Source organism: Actinomadura oligospora ATCC 43269, assembly GCF_000518265.1.
In the GTDB taxonomy this organism is placed as follows: Bacteria; Actinomycetota; Actinomycetes; order Streptosporangiales; family Streptosporangiaceae; genus Spirillospora; species Spirillospora oligospora.
On the sequence record NZ_JADG01000011.1, the window covers coordinates 149,638 to 176,365 of the forward strand.

The window sequence follows — 26,728 nt, forward strand, 5'->3', positions numbered from 1 at the left end:
GCATCGGCGTCACCCCGAACCGACCTTCCGCTCAGCGTCGAGCCGGCCGTTTGCCATGACCGCCGGTGCGTCCGCGTCCCCTCGTCACACCAAGGACGCGCCGTGCCACCTGCCGTGCCATCTGCGACCACCACCACCGTCAGACGCCAGCGGGGCGAGGGCCAGTGGGCCCTCGGCTACCGCGAGCCCCTCAACAAGAACGAGGAGAACAAGAAGAACGACGACGGACTCAACGTCCGGAACCGGATCATCGAGATCTACTCCAAGGCCGGTTTCGACTCCATCGACCCCGCCGACCTGCGCGGACGTTTCCGCTGGTACGGGCTGTACACGCAGCGCAAGCCCGGGATCGACGGCGGGAAGACCGGATCGCTTCCGGACGAGGAGCTCGACGACCGCTACTTCATGATGCGGGTGCGCGTCGACGGCGGGCAGCTGGACGGCCCGCAGCTGCGCACGGTCGCCGACATCGCGACGAGGTACGCGCGCGGCACCGCCGACATCACCGACCGGCAGAACATCCAGTACCACTGGATCCGGATCGAGGACGTCCCGGCGATCTGGGAGGCCCTCGAGGCCGTCGGCCTGCACACCACCGAGGCGTGCGGCGACACCCCGCGCGTGCTGATCGGCTGCCCGCTGGCCGGGATCGCGGCGGACGAGGTGATCGACGCGACCCCGCAGCTGCGCGAGGTGCACGACCGGTACATCGGCTCGCAGGAGTTCTCCAACCTGCCGCGCAAGTTCAAGTCGGCGTTCTCGGGCTGCACGGCGCACTGCACCGTCCACGAGATCAACGACGTGGCGTTCGTCGGCGTCGTGAACGAGGACGGCGAGGCCGGTTACCAGGTGTTCGTCGGCGGCGGCCTGTCCACCAACCCGATGTTCGCGCAGAGCCTCGGCGTGTTCGTCCGTCCGGAGCAGGCGCACGAGGTGTGGAAGGGCGTCATCTCGATCTTCCGGGACTACGGGTACCGGCGGCTGCGACACCGCGCGCGGCTGAAGTTCCTCGTCTCCGACTGGGGCGCCGCGAGGTTCCGCCAGGTGCTGGAGGGCGAGTACCTCGGGCACGCGCTGCCGGACGGCCCGGAGCCCGCGGCGCCGCTCCCCCGCCGCGACCACGTCGGGATCCACCCGCAGCGGGACGGGAACCACTACGTCGGGTTCGCGCCGCGCGTGGGCCGGGTGAACGGCGAGCTGCTCGGCGTCATCGCCGACCTCGCCGAGCGGTACGGGTCCGGGCGGGTGCGGACGACCGCCGAGCAGAAGATGGTCATCCTGGACGTCCCGGAGGAGCACACCGAGGCGCTCGCGGACGCGCTCGCCGAGCACGACCTGCAGGTCCGGCCGTCCACGTTCCGGCGGCAGACGATGGCCTGCACCGGCATCGAGTTCTGCAAGCTCGCGATCGTCGAGACCAAGCAGCGCGCGATGGACCTGGTGGACGAGCTGGAGAAGCGGCTGCCCGACTTCGAGCAGCCGGTCACGATCAACGTCAACGGCTGCCCGAACGCGTGCGCGCGGATCCAGGTCGCCGACATCGGCCTCAAGGGCCAGCTCGTCGTGGACGAGAACGGCGACCAGGTGGAGGGCTTCCAGATCCACCTGGGCGGCGCGCTCGGCCGGTCCTTCGGCAAGAAGGTGCGCGGGCTGAAGACCACGTCCGCGGGCCTGACGGACTACGTCGAGCGGGTCGTCCGGAACTACGACGCCCAGCGGACGGACGGCGAGACCTTCGCCGAGTGGGTCGGACGCGCCGACGAGGCGGACCTCAAGTGAGCCGCGCTCCGGAAGTGCGCGTCCGCGCGGCGGGCGCGGGCGGGCGCGGCGGCGGGGTGGCGTCGTGAGCGGGCGGGCGGCGCCGTTCTACTGCCCGTACTGCGGTGAGGAGCGGCTCGAGCCGCGCGCCGGGGAGGGGGCGTGGTTCTGCCGGGACTGCGTCCGCTCCTTCCAGTTGAAGTTCCTCGGGGTGGGGGCGCCCCGGGAGGCCGGAGCCCCCGGGCCGCAGAGCGAGGAGTCGTCATCGTGACGCTGCTGGAGACCGACAGACCGACCCTCGACCTGGAGGACATCGTCGAGTCGGCGGCGACCGCGCTCGCCGGCGCGCCCGCGCGGGAGGTCATCCGCTGGGCCTCGGCGACGTTCGGCGACCGGATCTGCCTGACCTCCTCGATGTCGGACGCCGCGCTGATCCACCTGGTGTCCCGAGTGAAGCCCGGGATCGACGTGCTGTTCGTGGACACCGGCTACCACTTCGCCGAGACCATCGGGACCCGGGACGCGGTGGAGGCCGTGTACCCGGTGAACGTGATCGACGTCCGGCCGTCCCGGACGGTGGAGGAGCAGGAGGCCGCGCTCGGGCCGCGACTGTACGGCCGCAACCCGGACCTGTGCTGCCACCTGCGCAAGGTCGCGCCGCTCGGCCGCGCGCTGGAGGGCTACATGGCCTGGTTCAGCGGCATCCGCCGGGACGAGACGGCCGCGCGCCGCGACCGCCGGGTCGTGGAGTGGGACCGGCGGCGCGGCATGGTCAAGGTCAACCCGATCCTCGACTGGACGCAGGAGGAGATGGACGGCTACATCGAGGACAACGGGATCCTGGTCAACCCGCTGCACCACGACGGCTACCCGTCGATCGGCTGCGAGCCCTGCACCCGGCCGGTCGCGCCGGGCGAGGACCCGCGCAGCGGGCGCTGGGCCGGGACGGGCAAGACCGAATGCGGAATCCACCTTTGACCCGTCCGGGGCCTGGTGGCGTGACGCCGCTGGTCGCGGTGGCGCACGGGTCGCGGGACCCGCGCGCCGCCGCGACCGTCACGCGCCTCATGGACGCCGTGCGCGTCCTGCGCCCGGACGTGCCCGTCCACACCTCGTTCCTGGACCACTGCCCGCCCGCGCCGGTCCCGGTGCTGGACGGGATCGCGGCGGCGGGCGGCACGTCGGCGGTGGTGCTGCCGCTGCTGCTGACGTCCGCGTTCCACTCCAAGTGCGACATCCCGGCCGTGCTGCGCGCGGCGGGCGCCCGGCTCGTCCTGCGGACGGCCGGGACGCTCGGCCCGCACCCGCTGCTGACCGCCGCGCTGGAGCGGCGGCTGGCCGGGGTGGGCGTGGAGCCCGGCGATCCGGACACGGTCGTGGTGCTGGCTGCGGCGGGGTCGAGCGACCCGGCCGCGAACGCGACGATCGCGGGCCTCGCGCGCGAGTGGCGGACGCGGGGCTGGCGCGGCGTCGTGCCCGCGTACGCGTCGGCGACACGCCCGTCGCCGGGCGAGGCCGTGGCGGCGCTGCGGGACGCGGGCGTGCCGCGCGTCGTCGTGGCGTCCTACTTCCTCGCGCCCGGGTTCTTCACCGACAAGGTGCGGGACGAGGCCCTCGTGGCGGGCGCGGCGGCCGTCTCCCCCGCCCTCGGCGACGCCCCCGAGGTCGCCGAACTGGTCGTCCACCGCTACGAAGAGGCCCTCGCCGAGGCCGAAGCCGCCGCCGCCGTCTGACCACGAAGGCATTTCCTCAGGCTCTCGTCGCGTGGGTCAGGCGAGGAGGAAGAGGCGTAGGACGTCGGTGAGGGCCTGTGGTGAGAGCTGCGGGTCGACGGCGCGGCGGAGGCCCAGGCCGATGCCGAGGCTGAGCAGGGCCTCGGCCAGTTCGTCCGGCGGGAGGGGCAGGACGAGGTCGCGCCGTCGCGCCTCCTCTTCGAGGAGCCGTCCGAGTGCCCGGACCCAGTGGCGCGCGCCCTCGGCGACGCGGTCGCGGAGCGCGGGGTCGCGGCGGGTGGCGTGGATCGCGAACTCGGCCTCCAGGAGCGTCCAGCCGGGGTCGCCGATGGTCCGCTCGGCCCAGGCGTCGAAGACGGCGAGCCGGTCCGCGGCGGAGCCCTCGCCGCCGATCGCCTCGATGACCGCGCCGACCTGCTCGGCCCGGACCTCGTCGATGACGGTCTGGCAGAGCTCGTCCTTGGTGGCGAAGTTGGAGTACACGGCCCCCTTGGAGAACCCCGCCGCCTCGGCCACCCGGTCGAGGGTCGTGGCGTGGTAGCCGTCCCGCAGGAACAGGTCGCGGGCCGTGGCGACCAGCAGCTCGCGGGTGCGCGCCTGCCGTTCCGCCCTGGTCGGGCCGCTCTCTCGTGCCATGACGTGCAGTGTACGGGCCCGGCGGGGCCCCGGCCGGGGCCCTGTTGACGACGTATCCAACACTCACATACCGTCGGTATCCGAGTGAAGGAGCCCCCCATGAGACATCCCTCCGTGGCGCGGCCCGGGGCCGTCGCCGTGGTCACCGGCGGCGCGCGCGGCATCGGCCGCGAGACCGCGCGCCTCCTCGCCGAGCGCGGAGCCCGCGTGGCCGTCGGCGACCTCGACGCGGACGCCGTCGCCCGCACCGCCGCCGATCTCGACGCCGCCCTCGGCGGGCACGCCGGGGCGGTGGCGTTCGCCGGACGGCTGGACGTCACCGACCGGGCGTCGTTCGCCGCGTTCGTCGCGTCCGTGCGGGACGAGGTCGGACCGGTGGACGTGCTGGTCAACAACGCCGGGGTGATGCCGCTCGGCCCGTTCCTGGACGAACCGGACGAGGTCAGCGCGACCACCCTGGACGTCAACGTGCGCGGCCTCGTCAACGGGATGCGGGTCGTCCTGCCGGAGATGGTCGGGCGCGGACGTGGCCACGTCGTCAACGTCTGCTCGCTGGCGGGCAAGCTGCCGCTGCCCGGCATGGCGGTCTACAACGCCAGCAAGTACGCGGCGGTCGGGCTGACGGCGTCGGTGCGGGAGGAGATGGCGGCGCACGGGGTCAGCGTCAGCGCCGTCCTGCCGACGGCCGTCCGGACGGGGCTGACGGAGGGCGTCCGGCTCGGCGGCGGGCTGCCGACCATCGATCCGGAACGGGTCGCTGAGGCGATCGTCCGCAGCTGCGTGTCGCGGCGGGCCGAGTACCCGGTGCCGGGCTGGCTCGCGGTCGTCGGACCGGCGCTCGCGCTCGCGCCCGAAGGGGTCGTCCGCGCCTTCCGTCGTCTGATGGACGGCGACCGCGCCTACCGCCAGACCTTCGGCACCCGCGGCGCCCACGACCAGCGCGTCGCCGAACAGGCCGCCCACCGCCGAACACCAGCACACGACCGAGCACCAGCCCACGACGCGCACCAGGGGCGGGAGGAGTCGGATGGCTGAGATCGTGATCGTCGGGGCCGGGTTCTCGGGGTTGTGCGTGGGGATCCAGTTGCTGCGGCGCGGGATCCGCGACTTCGTCATCCTGGACGCGGCGGAGAGCGTGGGCGGCGTCTGGCGGCACAACACGTATCCGGGCGTGGCCGTGGACATCCCGTCCGCGACCTACAGCTACTCGTTCGAGCCGAATCCGCGCTGGTCACGGGCCTTCGCGCCGGGTGAGGAGGTGCGCGCCTACGCGGAGCACTGCGCGACCAGGTACGGCCTGCGCCCGCACCTGCGCCTCGGCACCCGGGTCGAGAAGGCCGTCTTCGACCCGGACGGGCACCGCTGGCGGGTCTCCACGTCCGGCGGCGAGCTGGACGCGCGGTTCCTGGTGTGCGCGGTCGGGCCGCTCGACCAGCCCAGGAACCCCGACATCCCCGGGTTGGCGGACTTCGAGGGGAAGATCGTCCACACGGCGCGCTGGGACCACGCGCACGACCTGCGCGGCGCGCGGGTCGCGGTCATCGGGACGGGCGCGTCCGGCCTCCAGGTGATCCCGGAGATCGCCGAGCGCGCCGCGCGCCTGGACGTGTACCAGCGGACGCCCATCTGGGTCCTTCCGAAGGTGGACTTCGCGATCCCGCGCGGGGTGCGGCGGCTGTTCCGGCTGCTGCCCCCGGTGCAGCGGCTCGTCCGGCTGGTGACGACGGCGGCGTCCGAGGTCGTGATGGTGCTCGGGATCGTCCACTACAGCAAGGCGCCGTTCCTCGTGCGCGCGGCGGAACTGGTCTGCCGCGCGCACCTGCGGCGGCAGGTGCCCGACCGCGCGATCCGCCGGAGGCTGACGCCGCGCTACGGCTTCGGCTGCAAGCGGCCGTCGTTCTCCAACCGCTATTTCCCTGCCTTCACCAGGGAGAACGTCGAGCTGGTCACGGACCCGATCGCGCGCGTCACGGCGTCGGGGATCGTCACCCGGGACGGCACGGAGCGGCCCGTCGACACGCTCGTCCTGGCGACCGGGTTCAAGATCCTCGAGCCGGGCGCGACGCCGCCGTTCCCGGTCGTCGGGCTAGGCGGCGTCGAGCTGGGCGAGCACTGGGACCTCGAGCGCTACCACGCCTTCGAGGGCCTGTCGGTGCCGTTCGCGCCGAACTTCTGGATGATGAACGGCCCGTACACGGTGACCGGCGCGTCCTGGTTCTCGATCATCGAGGCCGGGACGACCCACATCGTCCGGGTGCTGGTGGAGGCGCGCCGCCGCCGGGCGCTGCGGGTCTCGGTGCGCCCGGGGCCGCACGACGCCTTCACCGCCGACATGCGCCGCCGGATGCGCGGGACGATCCTCGCCCAGCCGAGCTGCGCCCGGTCCAACAGCTACTACTTCGACAAACGCGGGGAGGCGCCGTACATCCGCCCGCAGTCCGGTCTGTACGTTTGGCGCCGAGCCCGCACCTTCGACCTGAACGACTACGAATTCACAGGATGAGAGGACGTCCCCCCATGGCTCTGCTCCGCAAGGCCGGAATCGCCCTGGCCGCCACGGGCGCCGCCCACTTCGCCGCGCCGAAGATGTTCGAGCCGATCTCGCGGGCCGGTTTCCCCCGGGACACCCAGGCGTGGATCAAGCGGAACGGCGCGACCGAGGTCGCGCTCGGCCTCGCCCTCACCACGAAGCGGACCCGCAAGATCGGCGCGGTCGGCGTCGCCGCGTACTTCGGGTGGCTCGGCGCGCGCGTCGCCTACCACCGCCAGAACGCCGCCTGACCTCGGCGAGGAGCGAGCCGGTCCCCTACCACCAGGGGGCCGGCTCCTCGTCGACGATCTTGATGTCGCCGAGGTAGGCGTTGGCGCGGATCCGGACGACCGGGACGTGCGGGCCCGCCGGGGCCTCGCGCGCCGACACCCGGCGGTCGCCGAGGACGGCGTGCCCGGTCAGCTCCACCACGGCCCCGGCCGGGACGATCACCGTGACGTCCCCGAGCACCGCGTTCGCCACGACGCTGACCGCGCCGGTCGGGACGTGGGCGGCGCGCAGGTCCACCCTGACGTCGCCGAGGACGGCCAGGATCTCCAGCTCGTCGTCGATGCGTCCGACGATCCGCTCGGTGACGTCGCCGAGGACGGCGCTGAACCGGCGGGTCTTCAGCAGGGGGGCGGGCTCGGCGCCGGGCGCGCCCATCCCGGGCAGGTCGGCGACGACGGCCTCGAGGTCGGCGCGGGTGACCGCCGTGTAGGCGGCGCCGGTGCGCTCGGCCAGTTCCGCGAACGTCAGCCTGCCCTCCACGGAGGCGACGCGGAGATGCTCGACCACCGCCTCGCGCTCGGCGTCAGAGGCACGGATCCCCTGCTCAGGACGTGGATCCGGACGCAGGTCCGGAGGCCGTTCGGAAGGCGGGGTGGCGGGAGTCCGCGCCGGCTGCGGGGTGGGCTGACTCATGCTTCCGACGTTATGCCCCCGGGACCGCCGAACAATCCACCGGGGGGACGAGATCCGACCCGCCCTCGGGGAGGATCCGGGCCGGTCCGACTGGTACTACACCTTCCCTACATATGTCCTGATTATGTAAGGTCGGAGGTGTTCGCGCCCGTCCGTCCGCGAGGAGCCCGCCGTGCCGACCCACGAGGTGTTCAACCAGGTCCCCCCGATGATCGGGCACGACGTCGCGGACGACCCCGCGCTGCTCGACGGCCTCGCCCGCGAGGACGCCGCGTGGGCCCTCCCCGAGGTGCACGAGCTCGGCGTCCTGGGCGGCACCGAGCGGGCCCAGGAGTGGGGACGGCTCGCCAACGAGAACCCGCCCGTCCTGCGGACCCATGATCGTTACGGCCACCGCGTGGACGAGGTCGAGTACCACCCGTCCTGGCACGAGCTGATGAACGTCGCCGTGACGCACGGCCTGCACGGCGCGCCCTGGGCGGACGACCGTCCCGGCGCGCACGTCGCCCGCGCCGCCAAGTTCTACGTGTGGCGGGTGGACGCCGGGCACGGCTGCCCCATCTCGATGACCTACGCGTCCGTCCCGGCGCTGCGCCAGACCCCCGAGCTCGCCGCGCAGTACGAGCCGCTGCTCGCCAAGCCCGAGTACGACCACGGCCTGCGCGCCCCGCTCACCAAGAACGCCCTGCTCGCGGGCATGTCCATGACCGAGAAGCAGGGCGGCTCGGACGTCCGCGCCAACACCACCCGCGCCACCCTCCAGCCGGACGGCACGTACACCCTCGTCGGCCACAAGTGGTTCACCAGCGCCCCGATGTGCGACCTGTTCCTGACGCTCGCGCAGACCGAGGCGGGCGTGACCTGCTTCCTCGTCCCCCGCGTCCTGCCGGACGGCACCCTCAACCCCCTGCGCCTGATGCGGCTGAAGGACAAGCTCGGCAACAAGTCCAACGCCTCGTCCGAGATCGAGTACGAGAACGCCGTCGCCCACCGCGTCGGCGAGGAGGGACGCGGCGTCCGGACCATCATCGAGATGGTCAACATGACCCGCCTGGACTGCGTCATCGGCGCCGCGTCCGGGATGCGCGCGGGCGTCACCATGGCCGCCCACCACGCCGCGCACCGCAGGTCCTTCGGGAAGTACCTCGCCGAGCACGCCCTGATGCGCAACGTCCTCGCCGACCTCTCGCTGGAGTCGGAGGCCGCGACCGTCCTGATGACGCGCCTGGCGGGGGCCACCGACCGCTCCGTCCGCGGCGACGCGTCCGAGACCGCCTTCAAGCGCCTCGCCCTGGCCGTCAGCAAGTACTGGGTCTGCAAGCGCTGGCCGTCCCACGCCGCCGAGTCCCTCGAGTGCCTCGGCGGCAACGGCTACGTCGAGGACTCCGGCATGCCCCGCCTCTTCCGCGAGAGCCCCCTCAACTCCATCTGGGAGGGCTCAGGGAACGTCGCCAGCCTGGATGTCCTTCGTGCCATGGTAAAAGAACCCGAGACGGTCGGCGCGTTCTTCGACGAAGTCGACCTCGCCGCAGGCGCCGACCCCCGCTTGGACGAGGCGATTCGCAAGGCCAAGGACTCTCTCACCGACGTCGCGACGATCGAGCTTCGCGCCCGCCGCGTCACCGAGCAGCTCGCCCTGATCCTCCAGGGATCCCTCCTGGTCAGGCACGGCCACCCCGCCGTCGCCGACGCCTTCTGCGCCTCCCGCCTCACCGGCGACCACGGCCTCGCCTTCGGCACCCTCCCCGCCGGCCTCGACCTCACCCCCCTCATCGACCGCGCCACCCCAAAGATCGCCTAGCCCCCCCTCACCAACGCGTCCCGGCGGCCCCTGAAGGCGTCCGCCGGGACGCACACGTCCCCTCGGCTCCCCCACCACCCAAAGATCATCCGCTAGCAATCTCGCTAGCAGAGGGTCCAGCCCAGCAAGGGCTGCATTCTGTTGGAGTGGCTTGCCGCCAAGTACTGCATCACTCGATCGAGGCTCGCTCAGTGGCCTGCGCCAGCGGTCACTCCTGACAAGAGCTGGACTCTGCTCCGACGGAACCACGGCACCAAGGCCGCCCTTCGCGCGCAACAGCCGAAACTTCAGGCCTCAATTCGACCGGCTGCATCTCCCGTACTCGTTTTTTTCGGGGGATGACATCCCTTTTCTGCGGAGTGGTGTCGGTCCGGCTACCGCCAGACAAGACGGCGCAGGTAGACCTTCTCCACGCCGGGAGCCCCGATTTGGATCGTGTAGCACTCGTCTTGGGGGATGGCAGGGTCAGCAGCTATCGAAGGTTGAGCTTCGTCACAGCGACACGGACGAGAGGGCGCAGTGATCGGAAGACCACATTCCTGATCCAGAAGCCGATCCAGGACCGTCTGATGGTCCAGCCGGGGTCCAACGCCAGTACACCGGCACCGCCGGGAAGATCACCAACTGTCAGATCGGGGTGTTCTGCTCCTATCTCAACCCTGGCAGGCAGCGGGTCCTCATCGATCGGGAGCTGTATGTGCCGGCGTCCTGGCAGGCCGACACCGCCCGGCTGGCCGATGCCGGTGTCCCCGCCGAGGTCGGGTTCGCCACCAAGCCGGAACTGGCGTGGAAGATGATCGAACGGGCCGCCGACGACCCGCTTCTGGTGTTCAGGTGGGTCACCGGCGATGAGGCCTACGGCGACAACACGATCCTGCGCGGCCGGTGCCAGAGCCGCGGCCTGAACTACGTGTTCGCGGTCTCCTGCGATCACCCGCTGCAGCTCGGCGGGGACCGGACCCGCGCCGACCGGGCGTTCGCCGCCCTGGAGGAGACTCGACCAGATCCAGTACCTTGCGCCGGAACTCCGGCGGGTAGCCCCTGCGTGGCATGTCGACCTCTTCTCGTGGGGCCAAAGACACACGAGTCAAGTAAAGCGACTCCACAGAAGGCGGGGAGAATCAGAGCCTCCAACCAAACCGGGGGCGGTTCAAACACCGCCGGATCTCCTGGAAGGCACTACGCCGCCGCTAATGCGGCGGCGGCTGGTGGCCCGCCAGCGAGGACAGACAGCTGTTCGATCCCGCGAAGGTCAGCACCACGCGCTACCGCTACCGGGGCACAGCCATCCCGTCCCCCTGGCCGACCACAGGATGAGGAGACGAACAGGATCAACGGGACTTGGGGAGCGCCCGGTTCTCTGAAAGGGGCACGCCGGGTGCGGGAAGCGGTCCGGGGAAAACGGTCTGGTCGACAAGACCGGCACCGCGCCCCAGGCTGACTTCACCTCGAAAGCGAGCGACACCGTCTCCACCAATCCCGCCACCAGCAGGAATACGCACTCACCGCTTGATTGACGCAGCCACTCAGTTCGAGCTACGCCCTTCCAAGATGGGGCGGTGGTTTCGGGTGACCCCCGAGTGGGGGTCATGACAGGAAAAGCTGGTGATCACAGAATTGGGGCGTTCGCTGCAGAGCCCGGTTCGCCCACTGGGGGGCGAGGAATTGACGGGTGGGCGTCGCGTTGTCTTCAAGGAAGTGGGGCTTCAGATGGGTGAACTCTCTCGGCGGCCAGGTCGGGGGCCGGGGTCGAACGGTGATGGGCGGCTTCGGTGAAGCTGCGCGGGCAGGTGCCCAAGGAAGGGCCCACCCGGGAGGTCTCCGCGTCCCGGACCCTCGAACGGGTCACGCCGCTCCTGCGGACCGTGGGGGTGAGCCGGGTCGCCGACATCACCTGGCTGGACCGGGTCGGCATCCCCGTCCACAACGCCATCGTGCCGCGCTCCCACGACCTGTTGTCGGTGTACAACGGGAAGGGGCGCACCCATGACGACGCACGGGTGTCAGCGATCATGGAGGCGGTGGAGCGGTTCGCCGCCTGGCAGCCCAGGACGCCGGACGTGGTCGCCTCCCACGCCGAGCTGGTGGCCGCGGGCCGCCCGGTGTTGGATCCCGCCGACCACAATCTCGCCCTCGGCCACGCCTACCGTCCCGATCTGCCGATCTCCTGGACGCTGGGTCACGATCTGCTCGGCGACGAGCCGGTCCTCGTCCCGCTGTGCCTGGCCGGTTACTACATCCGTTTCCATGAGGCCCAGTGCTTCTCCATCAGCACCACCAACGGCCTGGCCTCGGGCAACTCTGTCGAGGAGGCTGTCTGTCACGCGCTCTGCGAGGTCATCGAGCGTGACGCCCTGACCATGGCGGACCTGGTCAGCAACCGGCTCGCGCACATGGTGCGCGACCGGCTGGGGGCGTCCGCCCCTGCGGGTGCCGTGGTCGCATTGGAGGACAGCAATCCGAGCGTCGCCCCGGAGAGCCTTCCGCGGTCGGCCCGGTGGTTCGCCGAACGGTTCGAGGAGGCGGGGCTCTCGGTGACCCTCAGGGACATCACCTCCTCGATCGGGATCCCGTCGTTCGCCGCCATGGTGGGCGAGGACATCGCTGAGACCTTCTCCCCGAGCCACTCCGGGTACGGCACACACCCGGACGCCGAGGTGGCGGTCGTCCGGGCGCTGACCGAGCTAGCGCAGAGCCGGGCGGTGGACATCCAGGGCATGCGGGAGGACATCAGCCTGCCCGGAGACGAGATCGGGAACTGGCGCCACCATGTGTCGCGCGCCGGGGACCTGGACCGGTCGGTGTGGCCCTGGCGGGAGTCCGCGGCGCCGTTGCGCTTCGACGAGGTGTCGAGCTTCCCCAGCGAGGACGTCATGGACGACGTCGAGCTGATGCTCGGACGGCTGCGGGACAACGGGCTGGAGAGGGCGATCGTGGTGGATCGGACGCCGCCGGGGTTCCCGGTGCACGTGGTCCGGGTGATCGTGCCGGGGCTCGAGTCCTGGTCGATCGACCAGAGCAGGCTGGGCGGCCGGGCCGGTGCCCGGTGGGAGGCCGCGTTGCGGCTGACGACCCGACGGGCGGGGGTCGGCCGATGACCCGTGCCGTCGTCTTCGCCGGGCCCAGCATCGACGCCGCCACGATCGCCGGGCTGGCGCCGGTGGAGGTGCGGCCCCCGGTCAAACGCGGGGACATCGACCTCCTGCTCGCCGAGCCGGAGCCCGTCACCCATATCGGCATTATCGACGGCCAGTTCCTCCAGGGGCTGATGATCTCGCCCAAGGAGGTGCTGCGCGCCCTGGACCGGCACGCGGAGCCGGTGCGGGTGTTCGGCTCGTCCAGCATGGGGGCGCTGCGCGCCGCCGAGCTGGTCACGGAGGGCATGGTCGGGGTCGGACAGGTCTTCGAGATGTACCGGTCGGGCGCGGTCGACGCCGATGACGAGGTCGCCATCACCTTCGACCCGGGATCGTTGCGTGCCCTGTGCGAGCCGATGGTCAACATCCGTGTCGCGATCGCCGCGGCGGTGGCGGGCGGGGTGGTCTCGCCCGGCGGCGGCGAGGCCGTGCTGTCGGCGGCCAAGGGGCAGTACTTCCCCGACCGCACCTATGACCTGATCCTGCGGCTTCCGGAGGTGCGGGAGGCGGTCGGCGGCGCGGAGCTGGCGGCGCTGCGGGACTTCCTCGCCGCCGACGCCCCGGACGCCAAGCGGGAGGACGCAGTGGAGCTGCTGCGCCGGTTGGACCTCTCCTAGTCTCCCGGCGGCCGCGGCGGACGCCGTCCGCCGCGGCCGCCGTCCATCGATCGGGAGCACAGTGTCTTCGAACACGCATGACGGTCCCCAGCAGGTGACGGTCGACGTCGTGAGCGGCACGCCGCTGCTCCGGCACGGTCTGGCCGAGCTGCTGGGCAAGACCCCGGGCCTGCTGGTGGTCGGCGGTCCGCCGCCCGGCGCGGCGCGGCACGCCACGATCCTGATCGCCGACGCCGGGGACGCCTGCCCCGACCCGCTGATCCGGCTCCTGCTCGACCGGTCGCCCGGCGTCCGGGTCGTCGTGCTGGCCGACGCGGACGACCACCTGTTCCTGTGGAAGGTGCTGGAGTCGGGCGCGCACGCCTGCCTGGCCAAGGACGTCCGGCTGGACGAGCTGGTGTCGGTGATCCGCGCGGTGCACCGGGAGGGCGACCGGTTCGTGCTGTCCGCGCCGGTCGGCACGCTGCGCAAGCTGCGGCCCGTGACGGATCCGGGGGCGTTGACCGAACGGGAGGCGGAGATCCTCCGGCTGGTGGCGGCCGGTATGAACAACCGGCACATCGCGGAACGGCTGTTCGTGGCGGAGGCCACCGTGAAGCGGCACCTCACCAACGCCTACACGAAGCTGGGGGTCACCTCGCGGGTCCAGGCCGTACAGAAGATGCGCGGGTCGGGCCTGGAGTTCAGCGGTCGAAGGCCCGACCGAGCCCGGTGAACCCGGCGGGGGCGCCGACGCCCTCCGAGACGGCCTCCAGGTCGAAGACCCCGACCGAGGTGGGCGGGTATCCGATCAGCTCGATGGCCTTGGTCACCTGCGCCGGACCGCCCATGTGCTCGAGGCCGTCCCAGAGGTACACCGCGCCCCAGATCTGCCGGTCGGGGTTGGCGAACCACATCTTCAGCCGCATCCCCGGCAGCCGGGAGTAGGCGTCCACCGCGTACCCGGTGAGGTATTCGCGCAGGTCCTCGACGGAGACGCGCGACTTGGCCAGGTCCCACAGGACGAACTGGAGGTGCATGCCGTACTCCTCGCTTAGGGGAAGGGGTGGGGGTCGGGGTTGACGTCGGCGGGCGTCAGGGGCCGGTCGCGGTGGCCGAGCCGGTGGGGCACCTCGTGCAGCCGGGGGATCCCGTCCACCCGGCGCCGGTCGTGGCCGAAGGTCATCGGCAGCGTGCCGGGGATGATCACCTTGACGCAGGACAGGTCCCGTTCCCGCAGCTCGGGGGTGGTCTGGTCGACGACGATCACGTCCATGTCCTCGTCGAGGTAGCGGCGCAGCAGTTCGCGGAGGTCATCGCTGAGGTCGGGGTGGCGGAACCGTTCGGGTTGCGGCATTCCGGCGAAGTCCACGGTGCGCGGTGAGTCCACCAGGTAGCCGAGCCGGGGGAACGCCTCGGGCGTTCCGTAGAGCAGCGAGTGGTGCGCCATCTCCGTCACCAGGGAGGGGTCGGTCACCATCCGGTGGGCGAGGTCGCGTTGCCCGGGGTAGCGGCGGATGAGGTCGGGCAGGATCGTCGCCAGTTCGCTCAGCGCGTTCTCCGCCGCGATCTCGGGGTCCAGATGGGATCCTCCGGCGCACGCCGCCTTCGGCAGCCCGGCGCGGTCCGCGGGGTCGACGGCCATCGCCCAGACGCAGGGGACGCCCTGTTCCGTCGTCATGTCGAAGGCCATGACGGTGTAGCCGGTCTCCGCCTGGATGGCCTCCGCGATGAGCGGGGCGATCCGGCGGCGGGAGGAGCGCAGGTCGATCCGCGGCACCGCCATGCGCGCGTACCACGTCATCAGGAACGCGTCGCGTTCGGCGATCTCCAGGATGCCGTGCAGGATCGCCTCCTCCGGGCTCCCGCCGAGCGCGCAGCCGTTGGAGATCTCGTACACGAAGGGCGCGGGCCCGTCGGGGGAGCGGTGGATCCGGTAGTAGGCGTACGACTCGGGGACCAGGATCGGTCCGCCGCGCCGGAACGAGTGCCCCCAGACCCAGCGATAGGGCTGGTGGGGGTCGAAGGGGCGGTAGGGGAAGCCCTCGGCCCGATGGCGGTCTGGCGGGTAGAGGCCCAGCTCGCGGGGGTCGACGGCCTGGTCGCGCAGTTCGGCGTAGCTGCCGTGCACGGTCGTGCGTCTGCCTCCCGGCTGCATTCCCCCGTGGCGTTCCAGCGCTTCCAGGATCGCCACCAGTTCGCTGGTCTGGTAGCTGCGGGTCCGCCCGTAGCCGCCTTCGGTCGCGCCGTCCCGCAGCCCCATCCAGGCCGCCGCGACCACCGAGCCCGCGTCGCTGTCCTTGGCCAGCAGCCTGATGAGCCCGCATTCGGGGTCCACGTAGGTGCTGGTCAGCGTGTCCTGGTAGGTGGCGATGTCCCGCGTCCGGTAGCGCTCGGGAGCGCTCTTGTCCCACGACCGGAGCGTTATCTCGGCGGCCTCCGCCGTGTCGTCGGGGAGGTCTCCGCAGACCGGGCAGACGGGGTCGGGCAGGAACGGGTGCCTGGTCACCTCCAGGGTCTTCAGATCGAGGGTGAGCAGGGCGTCGCGGGTCCGCGCCGTGGCCGGGTCCTTGTCCAGCCGGGCTGCCTCGTCGTCGACCAGCGTGGCGACGACGCCTGCGGCCAGTCCCGTGAGCAGGGCCGACGCCCGGCCGTGCAACGCCGGCTGGTGGTGGGCGACCAGGGAGTCATGGGCGCGGGAGTGGAGCCGGTTGACCCGCCGCCGCAGGTCGGCGCAGTCCACGCAGCCGGGTTCTCCGGCGCGTTCCACCGGGCCGATCACCACCCGGCCCAGTTCGGTGCGCACGGGCAACCAGGCCGTCCGGTGCGCGGTGCTCGCCGCCCGTGCCTCGGGGCGGAGGTCGGTGTCCCAGGCGTCGGTGGCGGTCACGATGACGGTGTGGGGGCCCGCCGTGGCGAGCAGGTCGTGCGCGGGCGTCCGGGTCGCGCCGTCGAGCCGGGCGATGGAGTCGGCGAGCGTTCCCTCCCCGACCAGTCGCACTTCAGCCATCGGCCACCACCACGTGCACGGTGTTGGGCATCACGGCGCTCACTTCCGGGTCGTGGTCGAGGGGGACGGCGACGGGTTCGTGGCCGTGCGCGGACAGGGCGGCCGCGACGGTCTGGAGGTCGACGGCGGCAGGCGCGGGGGCACTCGCGCACGACGGCGGCGGTTCGGGGACGGGCGGCGGCGCGTAGGACGGCTGCCCGTGAAGACGTGACTGATAGCCCAGGACCGCTTCGGCGAGGGCCGCGCGCAGCGCGTCGGTGAGGGAGAGGCCGCTGGCGCAGCTCCCGGCCTTCCGGCCCACGTCGCAGAACACGGTCGGCACCGAGAGCGTCCCGGTGACGTCGTGCACGACGACCTCCTCGTCCACGGCGGCCAGGATCGCGCGGTAGCGGGCCCCGGCGCGGTCCAGCGGAGCGGTGTCCAGGTCGATCCGGGGGCGGGGGCGGGCTTCCGCGGTCATCTCTTCGAGGGTCAGCCGTCCGACGTGCGCGAGGACGCCCGCCGTCACGGCGTCCCGCCAGGTGTACGCCGAAGCGACCCCCGGCGGGACCGGGAGGTGCCGGGCGGTCGGGTTCAGCACAGGGAAGGCCAGCGACGCCCGCACGAGCCGGACCCGGCCGTCGGTGAGCGCGTAGCCGTGGACGAAGCGGTCGTGCGCGTCCTCCCTGAGCCGCGACAGCGCCTGGTCGGGGTCGGCGTCCCCGGGGAAGGCCTGTTCGTGGTCGGGTCCGACCAGCCGTCGTGGGTCGACCATGAGCGAGCCGTACGCGGAGAACGCGTTGAGCGCGGCGGCGAGCCGGGCGGACGCGAAGTCCAGCCCGGTGCCGAAGACGCGCGGCGGGACGTCTCGCGGGCCGAGCAGCCCTACCGGATCCGAGGTCTCCACCTCGCACACGTGCAGGGGAAGCTGCGCGAGGGCCCCCTCTTCGGGCCGCCCGAAGATCCCCAGGGCGTCGTCCGCGCAGCGGGCGGCGCGCTGGGAGAAGGTCTCCGGGGTCAGGGGCGGGGACGTCCGCAGCGCCCGGGTCCGCGCCTGGAACGCCGCGACGGTCGGCGTCTCGGCCGGTCGTTCGAAGGGGTGCGGAAGGGCGGCGTGCGGCTCACGCCTCAGGGTGGTCCCGTCCAGGCGGGCGATCCCTCCCGGTGCCGGCCGTGCCGCGCCGGTGACCGTCCGGAACGCCTGGTGCACCAGTTGCGCGGCGGCGACGTCGAGGGCGGGCGAGTCCGGCGCGGCTTCGCCGGTGCCGCCGAAGCGCCCCGCGTGCCTGCGGGCGAGGGAGGACCATCCCGGACCGTCACCCGCCCGTGGCCCCGACGACAGGGACCAGACGGCTCCGTCCAGCAGGAACGCCTGGAAGAGGTCGATGCCCGCGGACGCGCAGAGCCGTTCGAGCCGCCGTGCCCGGTCGGGTTCGGGGCGGTCGCCGACATGCAGGACCAGGCCCGCGCCATCCAGCGCCGCCGCGGTGCCGTCGTCCCACGGCAGGTGGCGGAGGCGCTGGCCGGGGTCGCGGCGACCGCGCGCGGCCCAGCCGGGCCCGGCCTCCGGCTCGCCCGTCACCACGCGGACGTCGGCCAGCCCCGAGCACAGGGCGGCGGCCACGGCCGCGGGCACCAAGTGGCCCTGCCCGACGACCACGGCGGGCTCTGCCCGGTAGTCGTGGAACGTCCGCGCGTTCGCGAAGTGGTCGAGGAAGGACGCCTCGTTCCGGTAGCCGCCGGCCGGTCCGGGGCGGCGTTCCAGGTCGTGCTGTGTGATCGCGCCCTTGTCGAGGAGCACGGTCACCAGCTGCCGCACCATGTCCCGTCGCGGCCCGGTCAGGCCGGCGGTCAGCTCGTCCAGGGAACGGCTGCCGTCCAGGTGGGGCGCCAGCCGGGTGAGCAGCGGATGCGCGCTGCCGCCGCCGACGACGACGGGGCCGTCATAGGTCAGCAGGTACAGCGCGTCGTCCGAGCTGGTGTAGTAGGTGTCAGGACGCAGCAGCAGGCCCATGGTCTCCGGTCGCTCTCGATCGTGCCGCGGGGCGGCTGCCGAGCAGGAACTCGCCCACCGCGCTCTCGGCGGTGTAGGGAGTGCCCGTCATCTCGTTGAGGGTCCGGCGGTCGCCGCCGCCGAGCCCGCAGGCGGCCAGCCCCATGGCCGTGGCGGCGAGGTACATCGTCTGGTAGAGCACTCCGACGTGCTTGAGGACGAGGGAGTACGGCATCTGCTCGTAGGTCCACATCAGCCGCCCGAAACGGGCCGTCACCACGAACAGCACCTGCGGGTCGAGCCGCTCGAAGGTGCCCTGGCGGGCCGTGGCGAGCAGCCGGGACATGCCGGGGCCGGGCTCCTGGACGAGCCGGAGCAAGTGGTCGTGGCCGTCGTAGTGGTAGACGCCCGCCGGGACCCCCGAGGCGAGGCGCACGACCGGGTACAGCTCCAGCTCGTACACCGATCCGCCCGACGGGTACGGCCGCCCGGACGCCTCTCCGCCCTCGTGGCCGACGGTGGTGCGCATCCGCGCGCACCTGTACAGGAACTCGCCGAGCTGCTCCAGCGTGATCGGGGCGTCGTCGTCATGGACGCGGACGGAGCGGCGGTCCTCGACGACCGCGGCGAGCGTGGGGTCGCGGCGCCGTAGTTCCGCCAGGTCGGGCACGGGGAGCTCGACGACGGGCCCCGGGTAGGGGTCGGGCCGGTCGGGCAGCGGTTCGAACAGCCCCGCCGCCCACCGGGTGCGGCCGTACCCTTCGCCGATCTGGTCGCGTCGGCCGATCCGGCTGCGCTGGTGGAACCACAGTTCGTGAGCGCTCCACTGGCGCAGGTGGAACTCCCTGTGTCCGTCGGCCCCGACCGGCTCCGCCAGCCCGCACTGGTAGAGGTCCTGGCGGATCCGTTCGGCCAACGGGCCCGGGGAGCCGTCGAGCAGGCCCAGCAGGGCGGGGTCGTGAAGGTGTGCGCGGGCCTGGGCCAGGGGCGACTCGACGACCAGGTGCGACCCGTCCCGTTCGCGGCGGATGACCGCGAACGGCGACAGCGCGAGAGCGTTCGGAACGGTGTCGGCGGCGGGTGCCCGCTGCGGGCCGGTCGGCAGCAGGGCGTACAGCGGCTCCCCCGTCTCCTCCCGGAGTTCCGTCCGCAACCAGCCTCCGGCGCGCAGCGCGTTGAGGAGCCCGCCGCCCCCGCCGCCCCCGCCGTCGGGCGTCGCCAGCTCCCCCGCCTGGCACGGCCGCGCGGCGAGCCGTCGCAGAAGGTCGCGTTTCCACTCGTCCGCGCTGCCGAGGTCGACGCCCCGGGATCCGGCCAGCAGCCGCAGACTGCCGTCGGGGGCGGTCGCGCTGTAGACGCCGGGGACCAGGGAAAGGTGTTCGGTGATCGCTCCGGCGGTGTCCGTCCCGGTCACCGTTCCGCCTCCGCGGGATCCAGCAGCGACGGGTCGGCGAGGGTCCTGATCAGTTCCACCGCGGAGATCCCGTGCGCCTCCTCCACCGCGCCCGCGACCAGATGGCACAGCAGGAATCGCTCGGTCGGGCTGATGCCGAGCCGGGTCAGGTGCAGGTAGGTGTAGTTGAGCACCAGCTTGTAGCCGAGGAACCACTCGGTCGCCTCGGTCTGCTCCTGCCAGGCGTCGCTGGCGAACATCTCCCGGTGGAAGGGGCTGATCCTCGTCAGGTCGGCGAACTCGGCGGTGGTGCCGGGCGGCGGGGCCTGCTCCGGCGGGCGTTCGGAGGCGGCCAGGTCCCTGGCCCGGTCCTGGAACGGCCGCAGGACGTCGGCCCACTCCCGGACGTACGGCACGGCCGGTCCCGTGCCGTCCAGGGCGGCGGCGACGGCCCGGACCCGGGCGACGAGCCTCGCCGCCGACCGGTCGTAGTGCCCGTCCCAGGCCCGGCGCAGCCCCTGGCCCTCCGGGAACCCGTGCAGGAACGCCTCAGCGTGTGAACGGAAGGACAGCGCTCCTCGGGCGAGCCCGACCCCCGACAGGGAGTGCGCCACAGAGAGCATCAGGTCGAACGCGACCGCCAACCGCCGCGAACCCCCCGCGGCGTCCTCGGTCATGCGGAAGGCCAGTTCGTTGGTGTCGGTGTAGAAGTCCGCCAGCAGCCGGGCGGACGGCGAGGGGTCCGCTTCGGGAAGGCAGTGGATCGAGTTGTCGGGGTACCACGGGAGCAGGTCCTCGCCCACCGCCTCCAGCTCGGCCAGCCGACGGTGCATCGCCAGGTGGTCCTGCGGATCGAGCCCGGCGGTCGAGGGCGCTTCGGCGAGGAACCGGCCGACGTGCTCCTCCACGACCGGGCGCACGAACGTCTCCAGGACGTCGTCCGGGCAGCGGACCACGAGCCGCACGTGCGGCCCTCGGAGCCAGTGCCGCAGGTAGTGGACGGAGTCGACGCGGCCGGAGAGCCCGCGCACCACCGGCCGGACACCGTCCAGGACGAGCCGGTCCTTGTCGTCGGCGTGGTAGTGGATCCGGAAGCTGTGCCAGCGCATCGTTCAGCCCTCCCGCTCGGCGAGGAACGCGACGGCCGCCCCCGCGAGCCGCCGCAGGGAGATCTCCTCCGGGAGGCTGACGGCCAGCCGGTTGCAGACCAGGTGCGCGCAGAGGTCGACGATGGACAGGACCGCGGCCTCCCGGTCGGCGGTGGCGATGCCGTCCGGCCCCTCCCAGCCCGGGGCCGGCGGGCGCAGGGCGCCGAGGCCCACCTGGTCCTGGAGGGCGTCGCGCAGCGCCTCGACCGACCGGGCCCAGTCGGCCAACGTGCCGGGGGCGTCGTGCCGTCGGGGCGACGCCACCAGCCGTCGCATCTGCCGTGCCAGCGCCACCGCCTTTCCCACCTGGTCCGGTGTCGGCTCCGAGATCGGGAAGGGGGCGTCGCCGTCGGGCCGTTCGCCCACGCTGAGCCGGTCCGCCAGCCGGGCGAGGTCCGGTTCGCAGATCAGCCACGCCATCAGGAGCATGGCGCAGCCCGCCGTCGAGCGCTCCCGCGCGGAGGCATTCCGAAGCAGCAGCCGCATCGCCAGTTCGCTGGAGTCGACGAAGTGGCGTTCCACCGCCTCGATGGCCGCCCCGTGCCCGTAGCGGGAGTGCTCCCGCCGGTAGGGGATGTGGACGAGCGAGTCGTTGGGCTGCAACGACGCGAAGCCCGGCTCCGTCTGTTCCCAGTCGGCCAGCGTGGCGGCGCTCTCGGCGTAGTCCTCCGGGCCCAGCACCGCGGTCGAGGGGTGGCTCCGGAAGTAGGCGTGGAAGCGTTCGTCGATGCTCTTTTCGAGTTCGTGCGGATCGACGCCCCCGGCGGGCAGGACGCGCAGCCGGACGTGCGGGCCGCCGTCCCAGTAGCGGAGGAAGAACCAGCCGTGGGCCCGGCCCTCAGCGGTCAGCTCCGCCGTCAAGGGAGCGACCGCGTTCACCAGCAGGTGGTCCTGGTCGCCCTGGTAGAAGGCATGGGCGCTGACCCATCTGTTCTCGGTCATCTCATCTCTCGTTCGAAATCTCGACCAGATACTCGGCGACGGCCGGCGCCTCCGCTGGCGTGGTCGCGTCCGCCGGTGCCGGCAGCGCCTCCTCGAAGACCATGACCGGCCCCGGTGCGCGCAGCATCCGTTCGAAGACGGCGACCAGGTACCAGTTGGAGAAGTCCACATAGACGGGCTTCCGTGACTTGTCCAGCACCCATTTCCCCCAGGCGCTGTCCTCCGGGTCGGTGTCCCACAGGCCCTCGGTCCACATCCGGACGTAGCACCGGTCGGGGATCCCGTTGGCCCGCAGCCACCCGAGCAGGCGGACCAGGTAGTCGGCGTCGCCCTCTCCCTTGCCGCGCGTGGGCACCTGCGCAGTGGGGACCCGCCACCGTGCCCGGCGGAGCACCACCCGGCCGGTCTCCACCCGGGGTTGGACGGACAGCGCGGCCGGGGGCGTCAGGTCAGCTTCGGTCGCCAGCGGCGAGAAGCTGGGGTGCAGGTAGTAGGTCACCCCGAAGGCCCAGGTCATGAACTGTGCGAGGGAGGGCAGCAGGACGTCGGCCATCATGCCGAGGTGCAGCGGGACGACCCTGGCCCCCAGCCGTGTGGAGACCAGGTCGACCAGGTCGGTCCGCGGGTCGTGGACCGCCATCAGGTCCCCGACGGGCAGCCGCTCCCCAGCCGGTCGGCCGCTGACGGTGAAGGGGTAGTCGATCTCGTAGTCCGTGCTGGGGGTCCGGGCGTTCAACGCCGAGGAGAAGACGCCGCTCAGCTCCGCGAACACCGTCCCGGCTCGGTCCTCGTGCCGGTCCCGGTGGAGCGGGCCCGCCCCGTCGGCCAGGGCGGTCAACCGCGTCGTCCTGCTGCGCCCGCGCCCGTACCCCGCGTGGGCCACGTTGAGGGCGAGCGCCATGCGGTGCCCGCTCCCGACCGTCTGCACGTAGCAGCCCAGCGATTCGGCGGGCGCGATCCACTCCGGCCAGCCCGCGGCCAGGGCGCGCAGGCGCGCGGCCGGGGTGCGGACGACGCCGTCGACGTCCGGCGGCCCGAGCACCGCGCGGCGTGCCTCCTCCTGGATCCGGCCCAGCTCCCGCAGCCGGCCGAGCGGGCTGGCGGCCAGGGCGGCGCCGCTGGCCAGCGGCGAGGCGCGCAGGAACCGGGCCACCTCCAGGCCGGAGACCGGACCGCCGGGCCCGCCCTCGCGCGCGATCTCCTCATGGACCGCCCGGCACAGGCTCAGGAACGTCACGCTCTCCCCCGCGCCGAACCGCTCCCGGAAGTAGGCCCCCAGCGCGACCCGCAACGGCAGCGCCGGATCGAAGACCGCCAGCCACCGCCGCACTGCGTCGAGGTCGTCGAGCGCGGGGCGCCACTCCTCGGCCGCGCACCGGACCGGCACATCCCGGAACACCGCGTTCTCGTGGAAGACGGCCTTGCCCATCTCCGCGACCGGGTAGGAGGGCAGCCCGAGCCGGGCGACGAGGTCGGCCGCTGCGTCGCGAAGCCGGTCCTGGCGGGCGCGGTGCCCGTCGACGTCCTCGACGGGCACCGGCAGGCGGACCTCCCGGCGCAACCGGTCGAGGAGCGGCACGACATCGAGCAGTTCCGGGCCGCCCCTGGCCGAGACCCAGGCGGACAGGTCCCCCAAGGCGTCGAGCGACTGGTCCTCGACCGGCGGTTCGAGAATCAGCAGGCCAGCCTCCACCAGGCCGTCCAGGAAGACCCGGACCTTCCCGCGCGCGCCCTCGTCCGGGGCGAGCCGGTCCCGGAGGCCCGTCAGCGTCCATGCCGGCCGACCCTCCAGGAGGCGCAGGCAGGCGTGGACGGCGGGCGTCTCCCGCATGGTCACGATCGCTTCGCGGGGTGGCGCGCCGGAAAAGGTGATCATGCCCTGGGCCCTGGACACGCTGGGGTTGGCGCGCACCCGCAGCAAGTCCTCCAGCACGGGGTGCGCGCAGAGGGCGCGGATCACGGTCTGGAGCAGGAAGCCGTCCAGTTCCAGGACCCCGGCGACGGGCGGCCCGCTCTCCGCCGCCCGCGAGGACGGGCCGTCCGTCCAGGCCGCCACGCCGCTCACCGTGAACGTGCTGTACGGGCTGGTCTTGGCAGCCGCACGGGCCACGTACTTCGTCAGTTGCGCCAGGGTCTGCGGGCGGGGCCGGCGCCCCGGGTCCGCCAGCCACTTGGCGAGTTCGGCGGACAGCGCGGGGCTGGCCTGCGACAGGGCACGGCGCAGGCGCGGATCCGCCGCCACCTCGCGCAGCGTCCGTTCCCGGTCGCTGATCTCGGCCGCGAGGACCGGCGGCAGCTCGGCGGCCAACCGTTCCACGGTGTCCAGTTCCGACAGCCAGCCGTCGATCCGCTCGGCGAGGCGGGGGTCGAGCATCGCCGCGACCGTCGGGTTCCACTCCTCGGCCCGTGGCCGTCGCGACCGGTACACCGCCCTGCGCAGCCCCACCAGCCGCGGTTTCAGGGCGTCGTCGCGGAGGGCCCCGATCGCGGTGAACAGGGCGTCCGACAGCGCGCCGCCCTCGGCCGCCAGCCACTGCCGCAGCCGTACCTGCTCCTCCGCCAGCCCAAAGGTCTCCTTCAGGCGCAGCCCGTCCAGGGTCGCCGCGGGCAGGCCCGCGAGCCGCAGGACCGGGGGCGCCTTGACGCGCGCGCCCGTCGGGAGGGCCACACCCTCGTCCGTCACCGTGCCAACGCTCTCGCCCATGGTTCCTCCTGGCCGGGTGGTGCCGCCGGCCGTTGACCGGCGGCACCGTCTCGATCGTCGGGTCAGCTGCTGCTGGGGCAGCAGCTGCAGGTCGCGCTGCACGAGCAGAAGGGCAGCGACGCACCGTGCTCGGGCATGCCGTGCCCGGCCGTCAGCGACTCGATGGTGAGACCGCTCTCCGCCAGGTCGAACACGTCCATCGGGACGTCCCGCAGATCGAAATCGAGTTCCTCGGGGCCGTTCATTTCGTCTCCTTTCCTTGGATCCGCATTTCCGGAAGACCTTCCGAGAGGAAAGCTAGGCCAGGAAAACCACTTCAGAAAAGGGGAAGAGCTGTCGCGACCGAAGACCTGGACAAAGGTGCCATGGCGGCTACGCCCCGGGTGTACACCCAAGGGCGCACGGTCAACCGCTCCGGGCCCGCCACCTTGTATCCACCAGGAGAAGGACACATGATTTCTACCTGGCGGCGCGAAGAGAACATTTCGGAGGCGGCATGGAGAGCGCACTGGCATTGCTTGCCCGACGACCTCATGATTTCCTTGACGAATGGCCACGGGAGCCGGAGGTCCATCACGGGGACCCGGCCGCGCTGGCCGCCCTGCTGACGGTCGAGGACATCGACCGGCTGATCGGCGACCAGGGCCTTCCCGGATCGTCGGTCACGATGACCCGGGACAACGTGATGGCCAGGCCGGGCAGCCTGATGACCGACGACCTGTCGGCGTTCCCCGGCGCGGCCGGAGCGGTCGACCCCCGGCGGGTCGGCGCCCACCTGCGTTCCGGGCACACCCTCCTGCTCATGGGCCTGCACCGCAGCTGGCAGCCGCTCACCCACTTCTGCCGGCTGCTTTCGGCGGAACTCGGCCACCCCCTCTACGCGCACGCTTTCCTCACACCGCCGAAAAGCCAGGGCTTCGCCCATCATTGGGACACCGAGGCGGTATTCATCGCGCAGACCTCGGGGCACAAGACCTGGGAACTTCACGCGCCGGTGCTGCCGGACCCGCTCCCCCGGCACCGTTGGGGCCGCGTTCCGGTGCCCCCGGCGGAACGGGCCCGTTACGAGAAGGGCGAGCCTTTCCTGCGGGTCCGGCTCGCGCCCGGCGACGTGCTTTTCGTGCCCCGTGGCTGGATCCACAACGGGTACGCGGAGGACGGCGCGTCACTTCACGTCAGCCTCGGAGTCCTCCAGTTCACCCGGCACTGGCTGCTCGAACGGCTGGTAGACCTCGCCGCCGAGACCCCCGAGTTCCGCACCGCGCTCGCGCCACGGCTCAACGGCCGGGGGCTCGACGGTGAGCTCGACGACGTCACCGGCCGTTTCGCGCGGTGGCTGACCGACCTCGACATCGAGCGTTTCGCGCCGACGCTGCGCGCCGAGCAGTTGCGCGCCCAGTCGGGACCGCGCCGCCCCGCCGTGAGCTCCGCGATCGGCGCCCTGGACGGCGCCGACGCGGTGACGTACGCGGCGGGCTCGGTCCTGGCGACCAGCGACGGCGACGACGGCGGCGTCGTCCTCCATCTCGGCGATCACGATCTGCAGGTGCCGGCCCCGGCCGCCCGCATGGTCACACGGTTGACGAGCCGCCCCGGCGAGGTGTTGCGGGCCGCGGAGATCGCCGAGTCCATCGGCCCCGACCTGCTGCGCGAACTGATCGACGAGGGGGTCGTCCACCCCGTCTGACCGCTCAGTCGGCCACGATCCCGTCGCGCCTCGCCTCGCGGTACAGCTCCAGCCGGGTGGAGACGTCACGGCCCGCCCTGGCGTACTTCTCCCGGGCCCTGTCCAGATACTGCTTCACGGTGTGCTCGCTGATCCCCATCCGGCGGGCCACCTCGACCCGGGTGAGGCCGTCCAGCCACAGCCGCATGGAGCGCAGTTCCTGCTCGGAGAAGCTCGGCCTCGCGTCGCGGAGGGCGGCGGTCGCCGCGCCCGCGCGCCCTGGGGGCGGGCACGCCCCGTCGGCGGCCGCCGCGAGGACGGCCTCGATGAAGCGCCGCCGCCCCCCCTTGGCCTCCTTGACGATGTAGGCGCGCGCGCCGACCAGTTCGGCCCGCCGGATGGCGTCGGGCTCGGTATGCCGGGAGAACACCACGATCCGGCGGCCCTGCGCGGACAGGGCGGCGATCCGCTCGAAGACCAGCTCGCCGCGCATGCACGGATCGATGACGAGCACGTCGGCCGTCGCCCCCGGTCCCGCGTTCAGATCATCGAGGTCGGTCCCGGCGTGGACGACCTCGACCCGTGCTTCGGGGTCCGCGGCTATCCACGCCCGGATCCCCGACAACACCACGTCCTGTCCGTCGATCACAGCGATGGTCACGGCCTGTCCCATGGAGCTCCCACCCAGATCAGATCTCCTCACGATGACCGGTGGGGGTGTCGCGTCGCCGCCGTCCCCCAGGGTAGAAAAGATCTTGCCTGGGGTGGAACCGGCCCG

General features: G+C 72.5%; 24 protein-coding genes. 13 read left to right on the top strand and 11 right to left on the bottom strand.

Going from position 1 to position 26,728, the window contains the following annotated elements; all coding sequences use genetic code 11:
* Positions 1-102 precede the first annotated feature (102 nt).
* From P696_RS0118880 to P696_RS0118895, 4 genes are all read left to right on the top strand, one after another.
* On the top strand, positions 103-1,779 hold the full coding sequence (locus P696_RS0118880; RefSeq protein WP_026413541.1) for a nitrite/sulfite reductase: 1,677 nt from the start codon (positions 103-105) through the stop codon (positions 1,777-1,779).
* Positions 1,780-1,843: 64 nt separating this feature from the next.
* On the top strand, positions 1,844-2,029 hold the full coding sequence (locus P696_RS0118885) for a hypothetical protein (protein ID WP_026413542.1): 186 nt from the start codon (positions 1,844-1,846) through the stop codon (positions 2,027-2,029).
* Complete coding sequence (locus tag P696_RS0118890) at positions 2,026-2,736, top strand: phosphoadenylyl-sulfate reductase (RefSeq protein ID WP_026413543.1); 711 nt, start codon at positions 2,026-2,028, stop codon at positions 2,734-2,736. The genes P696_RS0118885 and P696_RS0118890 overlap by 4 nt, the downstream gene beginning before the upstream one ends.
* Positions 2,718-3,491: a sirohydrochlorin chelatase gene (locus P696_RS0118895; protein WP_026413544.1), complete on the top strand. Its 774-nt coding sequence runs from the start codon at positions 2,718-2,720 to the stop codon at positions 3,489-3,491. Before P696_RS0118890 ends, P696_RS0118895 begins: the two co-directional genes overlap by 19 nt.
* A gap of 36 nt (positions 3,492-3,527) precedes the next feature.
* Here P696_RS0118895 and P696_RS0118900 read toward each other — a convergent pair whose 3' ends face one another.
* Positions 3,528-4,127: a TetR/AcrR family transcriptional regulator gene (locus P696_RS0118900; protein WP_026413545.1), complete on the bottom strand. Its 600-nt coding sequence runs from the start codon at positions 4,125-4,127 to the stop codon at positions 3,528-3,530.
* A 99-nt stretch (positions 4,128-4,226) separates the two neighbouring features.
* Here P696_RS0118900 and P696_RS46620 point away from each other — a divergent pair, with 99 nt between their 5' ends.
* From P696_RS46620 to P696_RS0118915, 3 genes are read left to right on the top strand one after another with little or no spacing between them, the layout of a single operon-like run.
* Positions 4,227-5,162 (top strand): SDR family oxidoreductase, encoded by a 936-nt coding sequence (locus P696_RS46620; RefSeq protein WP_084337770.1) that lies wholly within the window; start codon positions 4,227-4,229, stop codon positions 5,160-5,162.
* Positions 5,155-6,630 (top strand): flavin-containing monooxygenase, encoded by a 1,476-nt coding sequence (locus P696_RS0118910; RefSeq protein ID WP_026413546.1) that lies wholly within the window; start codon positions 5,155-5,157, stop codon positions 6,628-6,630. Before P696_RS46620 ends, P696_RS0118910 begins: the two co-directional genes overlap by 8 nt.
* Before the next feature lie 14 nt (positions 6,631-6,644).
* Positions 6,645-6,908: a hypothetical protein gene (locus P696_RS0118915; RefSeq protein ID WP_026413547.1), complete on the top strand. Its 264-nt coding sequence runs from the start codon at positions 6,645-6,647 to the stop codon at positions 6,906-6,908.
* A 25-nt stretch (positions 6,909-6,933) separates the two neighbouring features.
* Here P696_RS0118915 and P696_RS46625 read toward each other — a convergent pair whose 3' ends face one another.
* Positions 6,934-7,581, bottom strand: a complete 648-nt coding sequence (locus P696_RS46625; RefSeq protein WP_245627723.1) for a DUF1707 SHOCT-like domain-containing protein — start codon at positions 7,579-7,581, stop codon at positions 6,934-6,936.
* Between the two features lie 172 nt (positions 7,582-7,753).
* On the opposite strand from P696_RS46625, the gene P696_RS0118925 reads away from it, so the two are divergent.
* The 5 genes from P696_RS0118925 (at position 7,754) to P696_RS46630 (ending at position 13,851) form a co-directional block, all read left to right on the top strand.
* The gene (locus tag P696_RS0118925; RefSeq protein WP_026413548.1) at positions 7,754-9,382 is read left to right on the top strand and encodes an acyl-CoA dehydrogenase family protein; all 1,629 of its coding nucleotides are present in this window, start codon (positions 7,754-7,756) and stop codon (positions 9,380-9,382) included.
* Between the two features lie 637 nt (positions 9,383-10,019).
* A complete protein-coding gene (locus P696_RS57475) occupies positions 10,020-10,823 on the top strand; it encodes a transposase (RefSeq protein WP_084337772.1) in 804 nt (267 codons plus the stop codon).
* A gap of 331 nt (positions 10,824-11,154) precedes the next feature.
* Entirely contained in the window at positions 11,155-12,480 is a 1,326-nt protein-coding gene (locus P696_RS0118930) for a YcaO-like family protein (protein WP_026413549.1), read from the top strand.
* Positions 12,477-13,136 carry a TfuA-like protein gene (locus P696_RS0118935; RefSeq protein WP_026413550.1) on the top strand — a complete coding sequence of 220 codons (660 nt, stop codon included), beginning with the start codon at positions 12,477-12,479 and terminating at the stop codon, positions 13,134-13,136. Before P696_RS0118930 ends, P696_RS0118935 begins: the two co-directional genes overlap by 4 nt.
* 109 nt (positions 13,137-13,245) lie before the next feature.
* The gene (locus tag P696_RS46630; RefSeq protein WP_157429797.1) at positions 13,246-13,851 is read left to right on the top strand and encodes a response regulator transcription factor; all 606 of its coding nucleotides are present in this window, start codon (positions 13,246-13,248) and stop codon (positions 13,849-13,851) included.
* Here the strand turns inward: P696_RS46630 and P696_RS0118945 are convergent.
* The 8 genes from P696_RS0118945 to P696_RS0118980 form a co-directional block, all read right to left on the bottom strand.
* Complete coding sequence (locus tag P696_RS0118945; RefSeq protein WP_026413551.1) at positions 13,820-14,155, bottom strand: hypothetical protein; 336 nt, start codon at positions 14,153-14,155, stop codon at positions 13,820-13,822. The genes P696_RS46630 and P696_RS0118945 overlap by 32 nt on opposite strands.
* 14 nt (positions 14,156-14,169) lie before the next feature.
* The gene (locus P696_RS0118950) at positions 14,170-16,125 is read right to left on the bottom strand and encodes a TOMM precursor leader peptide-binding protein (protein ID WP_026413552.1); all 1,956 of its coding nucleotides are present in this window, start codon (positions 16,123-16,125) and stop codon (positions 14,170-14,172) included.
* On the bottom strand, positions 16,118-18,118 hold the full coding sequence (locus P696_RS0118955; RefSeq protein WP_026413553.1) for a YcaO-like family protein: 2,001 nt from the start codon (positions 18,116-18,118) through the stop codon (positions 16,118-16,120). The genes P696_RS0118950 and P696_RS0118955 overlap by 8 nt, the downstream gene beginning before the upstream one ends.
* Positions 18,096-19,511, bottom strand: a complete 1,416-nt coding sequence (locus P696_RS46635) for a SagB family peptide dehydrogenase (RefSeq protein WP_051467871.1) — start codon at positions 19,509-19,511, stop codon at positions 18,096-18,098. Before P696_RS46635 ends, P696_RS0118955 begins: the two co-directional genes overlap by 23 nt.
* Positions 19,508-20,599, bottom strand: coding sequence for a thiopeptide maturation pyridine synthase (locus P696_RS0118965; RefSeq protein ID WP_026413554.1), 1,092 nt, complete (start codon positions 20,597-20,599; stop codon positions 19,508-19,510). Before P696_RS0118965 ends, P696_RS46635 begins: the two co-directional genes overlap by 4 nt.
* Positions 20,600-20,602: 3 nt before the next feature.
* The gene (locus tag P696_RS0118970) at positions 20,603-21,580 is read right to left on the bottom strand and encodes a lantibiotic dehydratase C-terminal domain-containing protein (protein WP_026413555.1); all 978 of its coding nucleotides are present in this window, start codon (positions 21,578-21,580) and stop codon (positions 20,603-20,605) included.
* Between the two features lies 1 nt (position 21,581).
* Positions 21,582-24,284 (bottom strand): lantibiotic dehydratase, encoded by a 2,703-nt coding sequence (locus P696_RS58210; protein WP_026413556.1) that lies wholly within the window; start codon positions 24,282-24,284, stop codon positions 21,582-21,584.
* A gap of 62 nt (positions 24,285-24,346) precedes the next feature.
* Positions 24,347-24,529: a thiomuracin/GE37468 family thiazolyl RiPP peptide gene (locus P696_RS0118980; RefSeq protein ID WP_026413557.1), complete on the bottom strand. Its 183-nt coding sequence runs from the start codon at positions 24,527-24,529 to the stop codon at positions 24,347-24,349.
* 251 nt (positions 24,530-24,780) lie between these two features.
* On the opposite strand from P696_RS0118980, the gene P696_RS52640 reads away from it, so the two are divergent.
* Positions 24,781-25,971, top strand: coding sequence for a JmjC domain-containing protein (locus P696_RS52640; protein WP_084337776.1), 1,191 nt, complete (start codon positions 24,781-24,783; stop codon positions 25,969-25,971).
* 4 nt (positions 25,972-25,975) lie between these two features.
* Here the strand turns inward: P696_RS52640 and P696_RS56960 are convergent, their stop codons facing one another.
* On the bottom strand, positions 25,976-26,611 hold the full coding sequence (locus P696_RS56960; RefSeq protein ID WP_170026510.1) for a response regulator transcription factor: 636 nt from the start codon (positions 26,609-26,611) through the stop codon (positions 25,976-25,978).
* Positions 26,612-26,728 lie beyond the last annotated feature (117 nt).

Excerpts from the sequence above, each read along its gene's own strand:
- P696_RS0118895 (WP_026413544.1), top strand. The coding sequence starts at position 2,718 with ATGCGGAATCCACCTTTGACCCGTCCGGGGCCTGGTGGCGTGACGCCG.
- P696_RS0118900 (WP_026413545.1), bottom strand. The coding sequence starts at position 4,127 with ATGGCACGAGAGAGCGGCCCGACCAGGGCGGAACGGCAGGCGCGCACC.
- P696_RS46620 (WP_084337770.1), top strand. The coding sequence starts at position 4,227 with ATGAGACATCCCTCCGTGGCGCGGCCCGGGGCCGTCGCCGTGGTCACC.
- P696_RS0118910 (WP_026413546.1), top strand. The coding sequence starts at position 5,155 with ATGGCTGAGATCGTGATCGTCGGGGCCGGGTTCTCGGGGTTGTGCGTG.
- P696_RS0118915 (WP_026413547.1), top strand. The coding sequence starts at position 6,645 with ATGGCTCTGCTCCGCAAGGCCGGAATCGCCCTGGCCGCCACGGGCGCC.
- P696_RS46625 (WP_245627723.1), bottom strand. The coding sequence starts at position 7,581 with ATGAGTCAGCCCACCCCGCAGCCGGCGCGGACTCCCGCCACCCCGCCT.
- P696_RS0118935 (WP_026413550.1), top strand. The coding sequence starts at position 12,477 with ATGACCCGTGCCGTCGTCTTCGCCGGGCCCAGCATCGACGCCGCCACG.
- P696_RS0118945 (WP_026413551.1), bottom strand. The coding sequence starts at position 14,155 with ATGCACCTCCAGTTCGTCCTGTGGGACCTGGCCAAGTCGCGCGTCTCC.
- P696_RS0118950 (WP_026413552.1), bottom strand. The coding sequence starts at position 16,125 with ATGGCTGAAGTGCGACTGGTCGGGGAGGGAACGCTCGCCGACTCCATC.
- P696_RS0118955 (WP_026413553.1), bottom strand. The coding sequence starts at position 18,118 with ATGGGCCTGCTGCTGCGTCCTGACACCTACTACACCAGCTCGGACGAC.
- P696_RS0118965 (WP_026413554.1), bottom strand. The coding sequence starts at position 20,599 with ATGCGCTGGCACAGCTTCCGGATCCACTACCACGCCGACGACAAGGAC.
- P696_RS0118970 (WP_026413555.1), bottom strand. The coding sequence starts at position 21,580 with ATGACCGAGAACAGATGGGTCAGCGCCCATGCCTTCTACCAGGGCGAC.
- P696_RS58210 (WP_026413556.1), bottom strand. The coding sequence starts at position 24,284 with ATGGGCGAGAGCGTTGGCACGGTGACGGACGAGGGTGTGGCCCTCCCG.
- P696_RS0118980 (WP_026413557.1), bottom strand. The coding sequence starts at position 24,529 with ATGAACGGCCCCGAGGAACTCGATTTCGATCTGCGGGACGTCCCGATG.
- P696_RS52640 (WP_084337776.1), top strand. The coding sequence starts at position 24,781 with ATGGAGAGCGCACTGGCATTGCTTGCCCGACGACCTCATGATTTCCTT.